Source organism: Chlorogloeopsis sp. ULAP01, assembly GCF_030381805.1.
Classification (GTDB): Bacteria; Cyanobacteriota; Cyanobacteriia; order Cyanobacteriales; family Nostocaceae; genus Chlorogloeopsis.
In genome coordinates, this window is sequence record NZ_JAUDRH010000005.1 from 1 (window position 1) to 17153 (window position 17153).

Sequence of the window (17153 nt, forward strand, 5' to 3'; positions counted from 1 at the left end):
TAATTATAATTTCAACTACCCCTTTTAATTTTGTATACGAAGGGTAAGAGAAGAGTTTCAATCCCTAATAGGGATTAATTATAATTTCAACTAATCTGCAACCCCTCGAAGCTTTGATCAGAATGGGTTTTCAATCCCTAATAGGGATTAATTATAATTTCAACGTGTATTGGCTGTACAACAATACTGATATTGTGCTTGTTTCAATTTCTAATAGGGATTAACTATAATTTCAACCGAATCAAATTCAAGGGCAGTGCATCAACGACGTGGTTTCAATCCCTAATAGGGATTAATTATAATTTCAACTACCCCTTTTAATTTTGTATACGAAGGGTAAGAGAAGAGTTTCAATCCCTAATAGGGATTAATTATAATTTCAACTAATCTGCAACCCCTCGAAGCTTTGATCAGAATGGGTTTTCAATCCCTAATAGGGATTAATTATAATTTCAACGTGTATTGGCTGTACAACAATACTGATATTGTGCTTGTTTCAATTTCTAATAGGGATTAACTATAATTTCAACCGAATCAAATTCAAGGGCAGTGCATCAACGACGTGGTTTCAATCCCTAATAGGGATTAATTATAATTTCAACTACCCCTTTTAATTTTGTATACGAAGGGTAAGAGAAGAGTTTCAATCCCTAATAGGGATTAATTATAATTTCAACATATTGATTAGTAGTTAGTTGGTGATTGGGGAAGTGTTTCAATCCCTAATAGGGATTAATTATAATTTCAACGAAGATTTAGAAGGTAGAGTAAGAGAAATGGGTTTTGTTTCAATCCCCAATAGGGATTAATTATAATTTCAACCTTAGTTGCTAATGTTAAACCTGTTTCGTGATTGTGTTTCAATCCCTAATAGGGATTAATTATAATTTCAACGGCAAGGATTTTACAATAAAAAGCTTCTACAATTGGTTTCAATCCCTAATAGGGATTAATTATAATTTCAACGCCATAAAAACTGCTTTTTCTAATGCTGGCTATCCGTTTCAATCCCTAATAGGAATTAATTATAATTTCAACACGAAAAGAAATATAAAGTTGCCCAGTCTGGGAAGTGTTTCAATTCCTAATAGGGATTAATTATAATTTCAACTGCAAAAATACCTGCTCAAGTACCAAGAGCAAATCAGTTTCAATCCCTAATAGGGATTAATTATAATTTCAACCAGTGACGCTCTTGTGGTAAAGTAACAAACTACTGTTTCAATCCCTAATAGGGATTAATTATAATTTCAACTATTTATTTACCTAAAAACTGCACGATTTTCTTGGGTTTCAATCCCTAATAGGGATTAATTATAATTTCAACATCGCTAGCAGCTTTGAGGGTTTTGGCGAAAAATTCGTTGTTTCAATCCCTAATAGGGATTAATTATAATTTCAACTAGCCCAAACCTTAGCACTTTCGTGTTTGTAGTAAATGTTTCAATCCCTAATAGGGATTAATTATAATTTCAACCGCATCTCGATTAGGTATTGAGATTGATAAAGCACGTTTCAATCCCTAATAGGGATTAATTATAATTTCAACGGAACTAGCTTAGGTGCGATCGCATCTGGATATGGGTTTCAATCCCTAATAGGGATTAATTATAATTTCAACACGCCGTCTAACAATCTTTCAACATCGCTCATACAGTTTCAATCCCTAATAGGGATTAATTATAATTTCAACTCCATTTATAGGAGTAAGAGCAGCATGAGGATACAGTTTCAATCCCTAATAGGGATTAATTATAATTCCAACAAAATCTCACCCACAGCGTGAGCACCAAAGAAGTGTTTCAATCCCTAATAGGGATTAATTATAATTTCAACAAATTGGTGCTAGGTATTAAAGATAACTCCTAAATTGTTTCAATCCCTAATAGGGATTAATTATAATTTCAACTCGAGTGCGCGGTTTTTCTCGCCAGTTTTATATCAGGTTTCAATCCCTAATAGGGATTAATTATAATTTCAACACTTACTCTTGGATTGAGGTCTAATCCATGCTTTGTAGGTTTCAATCCCTAATAGGGATTAATTATAATTTCAACCTCAAAAATCAGATGGATAAAATATTACTTAAACTGTTTCAATCCCTAATAGGGATTAATTATAATTTCAACTAGAAATGAAAGCTCGTTTTTCACCTCAAGCATGATAGTTTCAATCCCTAATAGGGATTAATTATAATTTCAACAGAGGGTATAGAACCTGTTGCAAGGACATTATTAATGTTTCAATCCCTAATAGGGATTAATTATAATTTCAACCATGGGAAAGTCACATTTTATGTTAGCTCAAGCCTACGTTTCAATCCCTAATAGGGATTAATTATAATTTCAACTTCTTAGAAGTATTCTTTGTTATTGCTGGGTGGCTTTCAGTTTCAATCCCTAATAGGGATTAATTATAATTTCAACCTTTCCCTCCTACCACAATCCCATCGGTGCCACCATATGAACGTTTCAATCCCTAATAGGGATTAATTATAATTTCAACTATAGACGGACAGCCTTCTATAGCTCACTATAAGTTTCAATCCCTAATAGGGATTAATTATAATTTCAACTGAAGCGGGAATACTTTTGAATGCGCGTGAGTTTGCAAAGTTTCAATCCCTAATAGGGATTAATTATAATTTCAACTTGCTGTATGGTGTTTGCAGGGGGTGAAGTTAAAGATGTTTCAATCCCTAATAGGGATTAATTATAATTTCAACTCTCTTAAATCGTTCTAAGTTCCCTGAGAGCTGTGTTTCAATCCCTAATAGGGATTAATTATAATTTCAACCAGAGAGTACTAGGGAAGTCAGAGCCACTTACGGAGTTTCAATCCCTAATAGGGATTAATTATAATTTCAACGCCGACGCTCTAGCCTTAGCCTGCTACTGCTTTGTTTCAATCCCTAATAGGGATTAATTATAATTTCAACATGCACCAGTGGATAACGAAAGTAAGGCTTTATTAAGTTTCAATCCCTAATAGGGATTAATTATAATTTCAACAGAGTAGTCCTCCAGCTGCTTGAAGGGATACTAAAGGTTTCAATCCCTAATAGGGATTAATTATAATTTCAACTCAGGTGATGGTATTTTCAAGCCTAACTGGTTAGCGTTTCAATCCCTAATAGGGATTAATTATAATTTCAACCTCTATAGTCTTTTGAGTTCCTTGGCATATTATGTTGTTTCAATCCCTAATAGGGATTAATTATAATTTCAACCCAACGGTACCCGGTAGTCTTGGTATGGATACATAGTTTCAATCCCTAATAGGGATTAATTATAATTTCAACTCGAAAAACTTAACGATGCCTGCCATAGGGTCAAAGGTTTCAATCCCTAATAGGGATTAATTATAATTTCAACTGCGGCAGCCGGAAAGTCAATCAATATTGGGTTTTCAAGGTTCTTTTGCGCGGATGGGGCAATCATAGCATGAAAAATTTCGATTGAGTAGGGTATAAATCGCTCAAATCCAATCTGGGCAAGGAGCGCGGATGGTTGAAGTAGTGCGATCGCCCAAATCCCTTATCGTAAAAGAAATCCAGCGATTTTTTCTGAAGCAGATTTTCCAACACCTACTCATCCGCGCATTGAGTCAAGAAAATGGTGCGATCGCGCGATTGTTTATTACCGATAAATTAGACTTTAGCAAAACACTAGACAAACAAAAGCAAAAGCTAATATTACTCGGCATCCTGCTTCATCAGATTGTTCAGATGCGATCACCTTTGGGATAGAAGAGTAAAAAATAATTTTTATTACTACTTAAAGCAGGAATGTAACGTTTATCATGAATTTTTTTAAAGTATCTCGTTTTATATTCGTACGAAGGGATTAATAGGTAAGGGTTTATTTAGGCCTGTTTTATTTTTACCTAATTAGTACGGTGTGAGATGAGATACAAAAATTACATGAACTCGGTGATTTTCAGTAAAGTAAGTTCTATTGCTAGTTGTGTAGCTATTGTTTCGCAAATGGCACCTGCATTAGCTACATCAGCAGTTCCTGACGCTATCGAGCTAAAACTGACTAATTCCACAGAGCAACTTTTAGCCGATCAGTCTGTTAGTGACTATGCAGGAAACAACGCGCCAGAAATTGTCAAAACTGCTGTTCTAAAAGATATTACCCACCGCACAAACTTAAGAACCTCCACTTTACGGATTGTAAAAGCAGAAAAGATAACTTGGCCTAATGGTTGTTTGGGTTTGAAAGGAAATGGGATTTGTTCTAAGGCTTTAGTACCTGGTTGGCAAGTTGTCGTAGCTAGCAATAGGCAGATGTGGGTGTATCGCACAGACGAAGCTGGAACATTAGCCATGCTGGATGAAGAGTCATCGCAAGTAGCTAGCGCCATGATAGCGAGAGTACAATCTTTAACTCAGCAAAACAGCAGTCGTACTACAATGCAGCGCCGTACCGCAACCCTACACCAACGTAGCACCCAAACAAGTGCTGTGGGTGTTGCAAACAGACAAGGCAGCACTCAAATCAGTGCGGCTACTGTTGCAGTTAAAAGTACAAAACCAGGTTTCACTCTCGCAATCTTGCAACCCTCCGGTAACTTCTCGGAAGTTATTAGCCGTATTTCTGTTAAAACCAAACGTGGTAAAGGCTATGCCAAAGAGCGGTTTTTGGGCGACTATAAGTACAAGATGAAGCACAAAGCGAAATTTGTGAAGGGGTTAAAAGCAGGCGATCGTGTTGTTGTGCGCTTGTACGATTTGCAAAATCGCTTTCTTGGTTACAGCGAATTTGAGTGCTTGTCGGCAAACACAATGGTTAATTTAATTTTGTCGGCGAACCCCACAGAGTATAAAGTCATTCGCACCGTTTATGGTCTTGATACTGACTTCGATAGCAGAATTGATGCAGGTGCTACTACCTATGACTACTTTACCCAAGTTAATGGTCAGCGTGTTAGTTTTCTTAGTAGTTCTAGAGAAGTTCAAGCTAATCAGTTCCAAGTTCAAGGCTTGTCAGCAATAACTGCAAATAGTGTTTATCCTACCTCCTTTACTCAAAGTGAGTTTGCCTTAGTTCGTCAATCTATGAGCGTTACAAATTCCAATCTTGCAGAGGCTTTGCAAGCTACTCCTGGCAGTTTGGTACAAGTGACTGAAATTAATGATCACGGTAGTTCTACTTACGATATCAGTCAATTAATGATGGCTTATCGAGAGGTAGGTGTAGCCCGTAGTATCAAGGTGAAGTTTTCTGATGTTTATTCAGATCACTGGGCAAAAGATTTTATTGCTGAATTGGCTGCATTGGAAATGATCGAAGGTTTTCCAGATGGAAGTTTTCGCCCTGATGAGCAACTAACTCGCGCCCAATTTGCAGCAATGATTAGTCAAGCTTTTGACAGGGTAAAAGTTCGTAGTGCAATGTCATTCAAGGATGTCTCAACAGCTTTTTGGGCTTATAATGCGATTCGGGAAGCTTATCAAATGGGCTTTTTAAGAACTTATGGTAATCAGTTCAATCCTAATGAAGCCCTATCTCGCTTGGAAGTGTTGTTAGGCTTTGCTCAAGGGCTAAATTACAGTGTGAGTGGTTCTACGGAGACAATTTTAGCTGCTTACAGTGATGCTGCCATGATTCGCAGCGATGTCCGCAGTGCGATCGCCGCACTCACAGAAAGAGGTATTGTTGTAAATTATCCTAATGTTCAGACTCTCAATACCGAGAAAGTAGCAACCAGAGCGGAAGTCTGTGCTTTGTTATATAAAGCATTAGTTAGCACGGGCGAAGTTATGGATATATCCTCTCGGTATACTGTGGAAGGTAAAGACGTCGAATCTAAGAAGATTGATGACGACGACGATGACGACGATGACGACGATGATGACGATACCAAGATCAGGAAACGTAATTGTAACCAAGGAATTGGTAACGGCGCTGAAGGGTGCGATCCTGGTAAATCTCGTCCGCATGGTGGTAGTAATGATGAAGGTGGACGTACACCAGGACGTAAGTAGCTAAATTTAAGTGATGATGGGTAAGGCTTACGCTCTACCCATCCTACAAAAATTGTGCGGACTATAAAGATTTCAGCCCACCTCCGTGGGCTTTGTACTTTTAGCCCCAGGCTTCCAGCCTGCGGGCATTTTGTTAATCCTGATTGATAACTTTATTTCCATTATTTTGAACATAAACATCTCTAATCGGAAAAGGAATTTCGATTCTTTCTTGCTGATAGCGTTTATGTAATTTCTTAACTAAGAGATGCTTGGCAAGGCGCTGTTCAAAGAATTCATTAACACGCATATAAAGAGTGTAATTTATACTAAAGTCACCAAAAGTATGAAATCTCATATAAGGTTCATTTTTCATTAAACCTGGTGCAATTTCTTGCATTACTTCCTTTGCTACTTCTAAAGTAACTCTTTCAACTTTATCTAAATCACTATCATAACTAACACCAACATTTAGCGTTAAGGTAATTTCTTTAACTGGTAAATGATAGTTAGTGAAAATAGAAGTTCCCAATTTAGAGTTCGGTACAATAATTACGTTATTTGAAAGTTCTCTTATAGTTGTATTTCGCCAGGTAATATCTGTAATATATCCTTCATATCCACCATCTAATTTAACGTAATCTCCAGTTTTTACTTGTTTAGAGATAATTAAGTATACACCTGAAAATAAATTAGCTAATGTGTCTTGAAGGGCTAAACCAACAGCAAGTCCACCAATGCCTAGAGTTGTAATCAATGGTGTAATTTGAATTCCTACTGTTTGTAAAATAACTAGAATCCCAAAAATTAAAACCGCTATCTTTGTAATATTAGAAAATAATGATGCTGACACTCCTTCTGTTCTTTGCAAAAATAAATTAACAAAACCAGCAGTTAATTTGGCAAATACTAAAACGACTGAATATAGAAAAATTATAGTAATAACTTGTTTAATTGCTTCTGAAATATTGGCATTGAGAGGATAACTGAGAGTTGCTGCAAAACAACCAGCCAATATTAACCAAATAAATGTCATTCGATGCAGAGAGCTAAAGATGATTTCACTTCCTGGAAGCCTACTCCTGCTCACAAATTTTCTGAGCTTACTGAAAATTATTTTTTCGCCAATAATTCCAGCAATTACACCAGCTATGATAAACACAACTGGCACGATTAATTCCATCATGTTCATGAGCAATGTGGTATTTTCAATCAAAGACTTTAGTTGATATTACATCTTGAGATTAACTTTTTTGCTGATTAGTTCACTAAAATCTCTCCATGTCAGCCGAAATATAAGACTTGAAGCGAAAGCGATCGCTTAAGGATGAAAAATACGAGAATTCACTCTTGTTGCCATAAGGTAAATGCTTGCATGACAGAGTTATGCTCCTTACTTGCTTGTGTATGAAAAGCGTTTTTATCTTTCTAATTTTGGTTATTGTTGCTTTAGCACTCATACTTTTTTGCAATCGATTACGGGGGAAAAGTCTCTCATACTTGAGCGATCCTAAAAATAGGCAATTGCAAAAACAACTACTCACTCTCCTACGTGGTGATGTATCCGCAGCCAAGCGCCTACTCAAGCATCAACGGCAATTACATCCGGGTAAATCCGATAACTGGTACTTAGAAAAGGTTATTTATGATTTACAGCGCGATCGCAGGTTCTAAAAAACTGCTTAAAATACCGAATGGGTTAAGAAATAGCTAATAGCCTAACAATGGACTTACCACTGGTTTATCATCCAGATTACATTGCTCCTTTGCCAAAAGGACATCGTTTTCCCATGCCCAAATTCCGGCAACTCTATGAACTACTGTTAAAAGATGGAGTGGCTTCTCCTCACCAATTTCGCATTCCTCTATGCCCAGAACAAGAGCTAATCGAATTAATTCACACGCCAGAGTATGTTCAAGCTTACTGTGACGGAACCTTAACTCCAAAAGCACAACGCAGGATTGGTTTGCCTTGGAGTCCGCTATTAGTGAATCGTACCTGTGTGGCAGTAGGTGGTACAATCCTGACAGCCCAACTCGCACTTAGTCATGGTTTAGCTTGCAATACTGCTGGTGGTACGCATCACGCTTTTCCTAGTTATGGCTCTGGTTTTTGTATTTTCAACGATTTAGCTATTGCCTCCCGTGTCTTGCAAAAATTTGGGTTAGTCCGAAAAGTTCTCATCGTAGACTTGGATGTTCATCAAGGGGATGGCACCGCTTTTATTTTTCAAGGTGACGATAGCGTTTTCACCTTTTCAATGCACTGTGAAGTAAACTTTCCTGGTACTAAGCAAAAAAGCGATTTAGATGTTCCTCTCCCGGTGGGAATGGAAGATGATGCCTATTTACAAACTTTGGCAGATTACTTGTCAGATTTATTGTCGGATGTCAAACCAGATTTAGTTTTCTATGATGCGGGTGTCGATCCCCATATTGGCGATCGCCTCGGCAAATTAGCCCTCACAGATACTGGCATTTATCGTCGGGAAATGCAGGTTTTGAGTACCTGTGTCGCGGCTGTTATTCCCGTTGCCTGCGTGATCGGTGGTGGTTATGCTGAGGATCTCAATGCACTAGTCTATCGCCACTCCCTCCTACATAGAGCTGCGAGTGAAGTTTATCAACAATTTCGATTGTGAAGCACTAAAGTCGTCTCCTTCGATACAATTTATAAATAAGGAGAGCCGAGGAGAAAGAATAAGGTGCTATTGAAAGGCTTTGAGATCGAGATGTACACAGGCACACCTAATGGTGATATAGTCGGTCTCTCCGACAAGATTACCGCCTCTTTAGATGGGTATGTGCGGGAACCAGATAGCCGAAATGTAGAATACACAACCGCACCAATCAGCAATTATGAACAGTTATTGTGTGCCTTAGTGCGTCCTCGCCTCAAATTGCGAGAATATCTGAAACAGTTAGGCAACTATACTTTAATTCCAGGTAGTACTCTATCTTTGGGTGGTAGCGATCGCTTTTTTCGCTCCGATCCCACAAATCCCTATCACGACTATATAGAGAATACTTACGGCACTAAAGTAGTCACTGCCAGCATTCACATCAATATTGGTATTAGCGATCCTGAGTTGTTAATGCGGGCTTGTCGGTTAATTCGGGTGGAAGCACCATTATTCCTTGCCCTTAGTGCCTCTTCTCCTTTCTTAGATAGCAAAGCTACTGGCTACCATTCCACTCGTTGGCGTGTCTTTCCCCATACTCCTACCTATGTTCCGTTATTTGAAAGCCATGCCCACCATATTGAATGGGTAGAACAGCAACTCGTAGCAGGAACAATGCAAAATGTTCGTCATTTATGGACATCTGTACGACCAAATGGCGATCGCCGCCCCTATGATTTAAATCGACTCGAATTGCGAATTTGTGATTTAGTCACAGATCCAATTGCGTTATTGGCAATTACCGCTTTACTAGAAGCGCGCCTGTTACAGCTCTTAGAAAATCCTCAACTCGATCCGTTGACCCAAAGCAGTTTCTCGAATGAGGAACTCATCTCTCTTACCACTGCTAACGAAATTGCAGCAGCAACTTCAAGCCTTGATGCTCAATTGTTACATTGGCAAGACGGAAGAACCATCCTTGCTAGAGATTGGATTGACGAACTTTATCAGGAAGTGTGGATGCTAGCCAAGCAACAAGGTTTTAGTTGTTTTCTATCACCTTTGCAAAAAATTCTCCGCGAAGGTAATGAAGCCCAGCAGTGGCTGCAACTACACAAAGTTGGTTTTAGTGTTCGTAACACGATTATCCAGGCTATTAGTGCTACTCAAGAGCGTGAAATGGAGCTAGCAGATAAATTGTGTTCTAGTTTGGTGGCATAACACCATATCTTTAGGTATCTCCAGGAGAGTGATAGATTTTTCTGGAGATAATTTCAACTGCTATGAGACAGAAAAGTTAGCTTCTGTTGGACACAATCCATCACTACTCTCAAATTCACCCTTAAGTAAGATTTTTTCATTTATTTTAATTTTCTAATCAATTATAGTAATTTGATAAATATTAAAAAATTCTATAACAACCACTAGTTTACTTAGATTGGTAAGTAAGAATTTATACTTCAATTTTAAAGTTCTGATAAAGTTGCTCAAAAAATGCCTCAGGTAGTTCTAGTTAATCCACAAATCCCTCCAAATACAGGTAACATTGCTCGTACTTGCGCTGCAACTGGTACAGAATTACATTTAGTTGGGCCTTTAGGATTTGAAATTAGTGATCGCTATCTTAAAAGAGCTGGCTTAGATTACTGGCCTTATGTCAAGCTCCATTATCACGAATCTGTTGAAGCCTTTAAAATCGTACACCAGAAACTTGGAGGAAGATGGCTAGGATTTAGTGTGAAGGGAAGCTTTGACTATACCAGCTTTGAGTTTCAAGCAAACGACTGGTTATTATTCGGCAGTGAAACTACAGGTTTACCACCAAGCGTTCTGTCTGCTTGTGATGCTACTCTCTACATTCCCATGAGCCAACCTAAGGTACGCAGCTTAAATCTTTCAGTTAGCGTAGCAGTAGGCTTGTTTGAAGCACGACGTCAGTTGGGCAATTTCCAAAAACTTCAATAAGTGCTCACAAAGAAAGGGTACGTCAAATGATACTTTGAGTATTATTGCTTAGAAAAACTGAACAGATTCAATGTTCTAAGTTCTTTTTGCAGTAAAATTCCCTCCATATTTTGCAGTAAACACAATTAATTTCCTACACCTAATTTTTAAATTTTCAGCAAAATGTAGTTAAAAATACTTAGAGAGTGAGTAGGATAATATAAGAAATTTGTATATCAAAAACTAGCTTAAGGTCACACCCAAAGATAGATTTTCGTGAACTTAATTTTTTTCCGGGAGGGAACAAAAAACGTGTAAGTCAGTCATAACAACCATTTGAATGTATTTGTAGCTCGTTGACTTTTCATAATCATGAAAATTGCATGAAAGTTATTACAGTGATTTTTTAGGGAATAATCAACTTAAAGTCTCTTGTTGGGTCGCGGATTGAGCGAAAAAACCTTGAAAATGTCTATGGCAAGGAGTAAAGCTCTTTTATCAGCCCTGACAGGAGAAATACTTGCAGATTATGAAGGCTTGGTTAAATATATATTTTTATCAGCCTTAGTTTTTGAAGCAAAATCAGTGAAAAATCACGGTAACGACTGTCAAAGGTTATGAGGAGTGATAGACAAGTAAACCAAGTAAACGGCAAAATTTCATTTTTACCAAATTTAAAGGATGTAAACTTGTCTAAATTACAGAAGCAAGTTAATCTTGCCTAAGTATCTCTGGAGAGTGTGATCTTGATCTACAGTTCGATGTGATCTAAATCATTGACTAGTATCCGACCGAAATATTGAGGTCAGTTAAGCGCTAGTGATCATAGGAGGTCGTCTTTGAAACGAGCATTAAAGAAAAAAGAGAAGGCTGTGCTAGAAAACGCCCAAAGTGAGGATGTACCGGTGGAACACCAGAACGTAGTTAATCCACGCAATTATCACCGGGTACCGACAAAAGCCGCCATGATTGGACTGGCAATCTCAATGGGAGCAACCAGCCTTTTGGTGACTCGACAAAGCGATCGAGCCCTTGCAGCAGAACCTGTAGGCAACCAAAATACAGCCTCAACGATTCCTACTATTGCGGATGCAGAGGTGAAACTTGCTGCCGCAAATCGCTGGGAGTCTAAAACTGGTTCTTTGGCAGGCAAAGCAGTTGAAAATCCTGTCTTCGTTGAGCCACAAGCAGCTTCACAAGTACCTGGATTTGGTGCGCAATGGCAACCTGTACAAGTTAATGCACCATCAGCAGTAAAACAAGGTGCCTCTTTAGAAAGCGCGAATGCACAGAAAGTCAAAAAACAACTTCAAACAGTAGAGAAATTATCTAGGGCTTACGGTGTTGATAGTAATCAAACTACCTTTGCTGCTTTTCAACCACAAAGCTCAACTACAACAGATGCGGTAAAGAGTGAAGTAGATGCCCAACTAAAGGCACAACAAGAGTTTGCACTCTACCGTTTACAAGAAAAATCGAATCGATTAAGAGCAAGTCTGACACAATTGCGCTCCGGGCAGACTCAAGGATTCTCACCGATTGCTGCAAACACACTCCCATCAGCAAGTGTGCCAGAAAACGCGTCACAAGCAAATACAAGCAGCACTTTTAGACCACAATCACAAACAGATTCTAGTAAAGCTAACCTGATATCCAAATTAAAGCGGGCAACTGCAACAAATCTATCTACTTCAGCAACAGTACCAACAGCAGTTCTACCCACACCGACAACACCAGTTTTAGAACCAACAGTAGCTTCACCGACATCTGCAACGCCAGGTTTAGAGCCAACACCAGCTTCACCGACACTTGTAGCGCTATCCACTACGGCAAAATATAAAGTTAAACGTGGAGATACGTTGGCAGCGATCGCCAGAATATACGGCACTTCAATCTCAGAACTAGTTAAAGCCAATAATCTTACAGATCCCAACCAACTGCTGGTTGATCAAAAGCTGATTATTCCTAAAGTTCCAGCAAAAAATACTTCAACTCAAACAGCAGCAACGCCCTATTCACCAGCTTTTAATTGGAATAGCGCTTCCAAGGTTGTCAATACAAATACGAATTCAGTTATTGCTAACAAAAATATTCCTATGATTGGAGTTTGGCAACAAACGAGTAGCCAAATTTCAAATACAGAGCCGACTCCAACAAATTTTGCAGCCCCAGTTGCCATTAATACAAGTAATACCAATGGTATAGGTGGTGATACTCCTCTACCGAAAGTTACAAACCAGACACGGTTAGCCAGACAAGAGGATAGCGCCACAACCACAAATACTAAGAGCAATCAGCGTTTGCGCAGCCTACAAGCAGAAATTGAAAAACTGCGAGCCAAGTACCGTTCTCAGCAATCTGGTAATTCAACAGTTACACAAAATACCACCGATACTACTGCTTTACAAAGCTCTCAATCCAAACCCAGTGAGAGTTTATCAGTACCAATTCCAGTTGCTACACCAAACACTGTAGCTGCTCCTTTGATTCAAAGATCAGTATCAATTCCCGTTCCTCAGGTTAGGGCATCTAATAATCCAGAGCCAATTAAGCCTTCCTTCCGTGCTACTCAACCGACTAATGAACCAATTAATCCTGAGTTCCAGTCTAACCGAGGTACTAAGGTAGCAACACCGTCTGTAGATGTAGATGCCTCTCGCTCTCTTGGCGTAAGACGAGGAACCAAAGTTTCTCCAGAATTACCACCTTTAGCCTCGGTTGATATATACCTGCCTAAACCAATTGAGGAAATTTCACCGACATCCACAGGTTTTATTTGGCCAACAAAAGGTGTTCTTACCTCCGGTTATGGTTGGCGTTGGGGACGGATGCATAAAGGAATTGACATAGCTAACGGAACTGGTACACAAATTGTTGCAGCAGCAGCTGGTGTAGTTGAGAAAGCAGGATGGAATCCCGGTGGCTACGGCAATCTTGTAGATATCCGTCATGGCGATGGAACCTTAACACGCTATGCTCACAATAGCAAGGTTTTGGTACGGGCTGGTCAACAAGTGCAGCAAGGACAACCCATTTCCTTAATGGGCAGCACTGGCTTTAGCACTGGTCCTCATTTACATTTTGAAGTTCATTCATCAGGTAAGGGAGCTGTTAATCCGATTGCTTACTTACCGCAAGAGCGGCTCTAGTTGTTTTATTTGCTAACTCAATGATTCTCTAGTGCTTGAGGGAGTTTTATCTCCCTCTTTTGCTGATGAGTTCCCTGTTTTCAATACAACAAATTTCCATGAGAGACTAGCCATGAGAAAGCTTGTGTGCTATATTTAGAAATCGGTGAGAAAAGTTTGGCTCAGTAGCTCAGTAGGTTAGAGCGGGGGACTCATAAGCCCTAGGCCGTGTGTTCGAATCACACCTGAGCCATTAGGAAGCAAAAATATATTTTACGTGTTCGGGAACACTATCTTTGAAAGTTTTGTCTATTTGGGAAGTGATCGTACTCAACACAAGAGACAAAAATAGATAAAAGAAATTTTCACAGGTAATATACCTGAATCGCTCTCGCTACTGCCAATTGAGATGAGTTCTCAGAGGCTAATTGCGCAACTCCTGTACACTTATGAAGATCAAGAGTGGTGCTTTTTGCTATTCACTGCTTTAAGTCCCTATGTACAGCATAGCGGTATTTCAGTGTTGGATTTTGGTCAATATATAATGAAAACACTCAAGTGCTATCAGTTCAAAACGGCTCTGAAGAATCGTCGTCAATTTCTGCATCCCATCTAGCTGAAAGAACCTGCTCCATCATCGCTTCTATGGCGCTCACATTTAACGAACGCTCCTGCCGTTCTTGCATAGGAGTAGAAAGAGGAATTAATCGGAGACAGTTTCCTTCTTGCACCAAATCGAAGCAGGTTTGTTGTTGTGGTAACAGTTTTAATTCTAAATAATCAAAACTATAAAGATTGAGATATAGAGTATGGTTAGCCACTAAGGTTGAACGCCGTGGGTTAGCAAACACTTCCATCACATCTCCTTCACCCTCGCTCCGCAATTCACCATCTTGGGTGTAAATATAGCGGACACGTCCTAAATCGGCTAGAAGTCGCCGCATATCCAACTTATTTACAACTACACCTGTGTTGATGATGCATGGAGCTGGGATCTGACTTTCGGGTAGATGATGACTCATAATCAAATTACTTTACGAGCACAGATGGAACAAGACTCAACAGTCGATTTCGCCGCTTTCTCGTCCCTTCCATTTATTATCAACTTTGTAGGGCGATCGCCTGAATCAACTGCAATAAATTATTAAATTATTTGGTTGAGAAAACACTATAAAAGTGCCACTAACGAAATTGTACTTACGTAAAATTATTTAGGTTATCATTTATACTTTTAATTGATTGTAATTGAATCTAAGCATAGCAAACTTTTATAGTGAAGTTTATAGTCTCATTAAATCTTATTTGAATTTTTTAGTCTTAGTGTAAACATATGTAAAAAAATATTAGTAACTATTTTCAACTTGGGTTTGTAAACTCAGGATTTGAAAGTGTATATTTTCACTTTAGAATTTTAGACTATTGTACAGGTTCAATTCATCGCATCTCTACTTTGCATTAGCGTAACTAACATGACAAATAAATGTCAGTGGTGGAAACAACTAGTGTTAGATTTAGGAGCATCTATCACTTTTTATACGACTATTCCACTGCCATCTATAGATGCTTTCAACTTCCAAGGTGTGGCGCGACTTGCACCAGTAGTAGGGGCGATAGTTGGAGTGATTTTAGGGCTATTTGATGCTCTGATGCAATATGTGGGCATGGCAACACTGACTCGCAGTGCTCTATTAGTTTGTGCTTGGATTGCCATGACTGGAGGATTGCATTTGGATGGAGCAATGGATACTGCTGATGGTTTGGCAGTGGGCGATCCGAAGCGAAGATTAGAGGTAATGGCAGATAGTGCCACAGGTGCTTTTGGGGCAATGGTAGCGATCGCGTTAGTACTACTCAAAACGGCAGCATTGGCTGATTTACAGGAAAACCGTTGGTTGGTTTTGAGTGCGGCAATGGGTTGGGGGCGTTGGGGGCAAGTACTGGCGATTGTTCGCTACCCTTACTTGAAACCGACTGGCAAGGGGGCATTTCACAAACAAGCTATTCGTTCTTATCGAGATTGGTTGCCAACACTATTATTTTTGGTAGGCTTGAGTATTTGGCCAATTTTTATGGAGCGAAGTAAATTACTTGAAAGTTTTGTCATGGTAATTGCAGGAAGTGCGATCGCCCTCTGCGTTGGTGCTTGGTTCAATCATAAACTAGGTGGGCATACAGGCGATACATACGGCGCGGTTGTAGAATGGACTGAAGCTTTGTTATTGTGTGTATTGACCACTGTTTTTTAATTGTTTTTAATTTATTATTTGATTGGCTGCAATCGTGTAACTTTCAACTTGAAAGCTCCTACACCTGTTTCGCCAAAGGAGCGAACGCGGACAATGTACATCCCAGCCTGGGTAATACGGGTAAATAATAAAGAATTGCTGCTGCCATCAGGGCCATCATCGTTTTCTGCTACTGTTGTACCATCTGGCCCCAGTAGTGTGACAATGCTATCGAAATTATCAGAACTGAGATCAATAGCTAAATTATCACCCTTATTTAACTTCACCATATAATCACGGGCAAATCCACCCTGACCTGTAGGTATATCTTTATCTGATAGCGTATCGGCAACTTCATAAGTGCTGGGCAAAGGAATTGGATTGTACAGCTTATTAAGTTGGGCAAAAACTGCTGTTGAACTCATGCCAATTACCAGCAAAGAGGTAGGAATGAAAATAGTTTGTTTCAAACCCACCGCAAAAGTTTTACTTAACATCCCCAAGAGTTTTTCCACAAAAATAGCGTAATTTGGTCAATTATAGTTTTGTTTAGCAGGGATTGCTATTTGTTCACTTTATTATCCGTCTTTAACAGTGGTGGCAACTGCTACTAAACCAGAAACTGCTATTCCATTTTGACGAAGTGTTTGCACAGCGGCTCTGGTAGTTGCACCTGTAGTATAAATATCATCTACTAATAAAACTGGAGCATCTGGACGACGGTAAAAGTCTTGCCCTAATTCAAAGGCTGCCGTTAAGTTTTTTTCTCGTTCAGATGCAGATAAGCCAAACTGTGCGTCCGTTGCTTTGACTCTTTCTAAACCATTCTGTTTCAATTTTAATCCAGTTATTTCGCAGAAGCTCTGGGCTATCAGTGCAGCTTGGTTATAGCCACGCTGTTGTAGTTTTTGGGGATGGAGTGGAATCGGAACTACTTTTAGTTTACGATCGCATTCGTGTTGTAATAACCATGCTTCTCCTAACCATTTACCCAGAGGACGAGCAATTTGGGGCTGGTTTTCGTATTTCATGATAGCAATGGCTCGTTTGAGCATACCACCATAGGCTCCCCAAACAAATATAGGCACAGAGTCTTGTCTTAAACTGCTAGTGGTAGAAAGACGAAATTTTTGTAACTTTTGAGTGCAGTTTTGACACAATTCCTGTGGAGCGGAACGTTGACACAAAGGGCAATGAGATTGGAGAAATAAATTTAGAAAAGATGCGAGCGCTTTATTCCAGACTTGCATAATCACTTCAACAG

The 17153-nt window shown here is 39.2% G+C and carries 13 protein-coding genes, 1 tRNA gene and 1 CRISPR repeat array; of the genes, 10 read left to right on the forward strand and 4 right to left on the reverse strand.

Annotation, left to right across the window (positions count from 1 at the left end; all coding sequences use genetic code 11):
* Window positions 1-54: 54 nt before the first annotated feature.
* Window positions 55-3374: a CRISPR direct-repeat array (repeat unit 37 nt; unit sequence GTTTCAATCCCTAATAGGGATTAATTATAATTTCAAC).
* A 131-nt stretch (window positions 3375-3505) separates the two neighbouring features.
* Together QUB80_RS10695 and QUB80_RS10700 are read left to right on the forward strand one after the other, a co-directional pair.
* Complete coding sequence (locus tag QUB80_RS10695) at window positions 3506-3748, forward strand: hypothetical protein (protein ID WP_289789492.1); 243 nt, start codon at window positions 3506-3508, stop codon at window positions 3746-3748.
* 156 nt (window positions 3749-3904) lie between these two features.
* Window positions 3905-5992, forward strand: a complete 2088-nt coding sequence (locus tag QUB80_RS10700; RefSeq protein ID WP_289789493.1) for an S-layer homology domain-containing protein — start codon at window positions 3905-3907, stop codon at window positions 5990-5992.
* Between the two features lie 133 nt (window positions 5993-6125).
* On the opposite strand, the gene QUB80_RS10705 is transcribed toward QUB80_RS10700, so the two are convergent.
* Complete coding sequence (locus QUB80_RS10705) at window positions 6126-7163, reverse strand: mechanosensitive ion channel family protein (protein ID WP_502875294.1); 1038 nt, start codon at window positions 7161-7163, stop codon at window positions 6126-6128.
* Between the two features lie 215 nt (window positions 7164-7378).
* Between QUB80_RS10705 and QUB80_RS10710 the strand changes: the two genes are divergently transcribed.
* The 7 genes from QUB80_RS10710 to QUB80_RS10740 all read left to right on the forward strand — a co-directional run bounded on the left by QUB80_RS10710 (window position 7379) and on the right by QUB80_RS10740 (window position 13917).
* Window positions 7379-7645 carry a hypothetical protein gene (locus QUB80_RS10710; protein ID WP_289789495.1) on the forward strand — a complete coding sequence of 89 codons (267 nt, stop codon included), beginning with the start codon at window positions 7379-7381 and terminating at the stop codon, window positions 7643-7645.
* A 50-nt stretch (window positions 7646-7695) separates the two neighbouring features.
* Entirely contained in the window at window positions 7696-8613 is a 918-nt protein-coding gene (locus tag QUB80_RS10715; RefSeq protein WP_289789496.1) for a histone deacetylase family protein, read from the forward strand.
* Window positions 8614-8676: 63 nt separating this feature from the next.
* A complete protein-coding gene (gshA, locus tag QUB80_RS10720; RefSeq protein ID WP_289789497.1) occupies window positions 8677-9813 on the forward strand; it encodes a glutamate--cysteine ligase in 1137 nt (378 codons plus the stop codon).
* Window positions 9814-10086: 273 nt separating this feature from the next.
* Window positions 10087-10557, forward strand: a complete 471-nt coding sequence (locus QUB80_RS10725; RefSeq protein ID WP_289789498.1) for a tRNA (cytidine(34)-2'-O)-methyltransferase — start codon at window positions 10087-10089, stop codon at window positions 10555-10557.
* A 453-nt stretch (window positions 10558-11010) separates the two neighbouring features.
* On the forward strand, window positions 11011-11157 hold the full coding sequence (locus tag QUB80_RS10730) for a hypothetical protein (protein WP_289789499.1): 147 nt from the start codon (window positions 11011-11013) through the stop codon (window positions 11155-11157).
* Window positions 11158-11375: 218 nt separating this feature from the next.
* Complete coding sequence (locus tag QUB80_RS10735; RefSeq protein WP_289789500.1) at window positions 11376-13685, forward strand: peptidoglycan DD-metalloendopeptidase family protein; 2310 nt, start codon at window positions 11376-11378, stop codon at window positions 13683-13685.
* Between the two features lie 158 nt (window positions 13686-13843).
* Window positions 13844-13917: transfer RNA gene (locus QUB80_RS10740), tRNA-Met, on the forward strand.
* 316 nt (window positions 13918-14233) lie between these two features.
* Here the strand turns inward: QUB80_RS10740 and QUB80_RS10745 are convergent.
* Window positions 14234-14686: a hypothetical protein gene (locus tag QUB80_RS10745; RefSeq protein WP_289789501.1), complete on the reverse strand. Its 453-nt coding sequence runs from the start codon at window positions 14684-14686 to the stop codon at window positions 14234-14236.
* Window positions 14687-15133: 447 nt separating this feature from the next.
* On the opposite strand from QUB80_RS10745, the gene cobS reads away from it, so the two are divergent.
* The gene (cobS, locus tag QUB80_RS10750) at window positions 15134-15910 is read left to right on the forward strand and encodes an adenosylcobinamide-GDP ribazoletransferase (RefSeq protein ID WP_289789502.1); all 777 of its coding nucleotides are present in this window, start codon (window positions 15134-15136) and stop codon (window positions 15908-15910) included.
* Between the two features lie 14 nt (window positions 15911-15924).
* Here cobS and QUB80_RS10755 read toward each other — a convergent pair whose 3' ends face one another.
* Together QUB80_RS10755 and QUB80_RS10760 are read right to left on the reverse strand one after the other, a co-directional pair.
* Window positions 15925-16386, reverse strand: coding sequence for a PPC domain-containing protein (locus QUB80_RS10755; protein WP_289789876.1), 462 nt, complete (start codon window positions 16384-16386; stop codon window positions 15925-15927).
* A gap of 81 nt (window positions 16387-16467) precedes the next feature.
* Entirely contained in the window at window positions 16468-17139 is a 672-nt protein-coding gene (locus tag QUB80_RS10760) for a ComF family protein (protein ID WP_289789503.1), read from the reverse strand.
* Between the last annotated feature and the right edge of the window lie 14 nt (window positions 17140-17153).

Bases quoted from the DNA above. Each gene is read 5' to 3' on its own strand.
- QUB80_RS10745 (WP_289789501.1), bottom strand. From the start codon at position 14,686: ATGAGTCATCATCTACCCGAAAGTCAGATCCCAGCTCCATGCATCATC.
- QUB80_RS10700 (WP_289789493.1), top strand. From the start codon at position 3,905: ATGAGATACAAAAATTACATGAACTCGGTGATTTTCAGTAAAGTAAGT.
- QUB80_RS10760 (WP_289789503.1), bottom strand. From the start codon at position 17,139: ATGCAAGTCTGGAATAAAGCGCTCGCATCTTTTCTAAATTTATTTCTC.
- QUB80_RS10705 (WP_502875294.1), bottom strand. From the start codon at position 7,163: ATGAACATGATGGAATTAATCGTGCCAGTTGTGTTTATCATAGCTGGT.
- QUB80_RS10755 (WP_289789876.1), bottom strand. From the start codon at position 16,386: ATGTTAAGTAAAACTTTTGCGGTGGGTTTGAAACAAACTATTTTCATT.
- cobS (WP_289789502.1), top strand. From the start codon at position 15,134: ATGACAAATAAATGTCAGTGGTGGAAACAACTAGTGTTAGATTTAGGA.
- QUB80_RS10715 (WP_289789496.1), top strand. From the start codon at position 7,696: ATGGACTTACCACTGGTTTATCATCCAGATTACATTGCTCCTTTGCCA.
- QUB80_RS10710 (WP_289789495.1), top strand. From the start codon at position 7,379: ATGAAAAGCGTTTTTATCTTTCTAATTTTGGTTATTGTTGCTTTAGCA.
- QUB80_RS10695 (WP_289789492.1), top strand. From the start codon at position 3,506: ATGGTTGAAGTAGTGCGATCGCCCAAATCCCTTATCGTAAAAGAAATC.
- QUB80_RS10725 (WP_289789498.1), top strand. From the start codon at position 10,087: ATGCCTCAGGTAGTTCTAGTTAATCCACAAATCCCTCCAAATACAGGT.
- QUB80_RS10730 (WP_289789499.1), top strand. From the start codon at position 11,011: ATGGCAAGGAGTAAAGCTCTTTTATCAGCCCTGACAGGAGAAATACTT.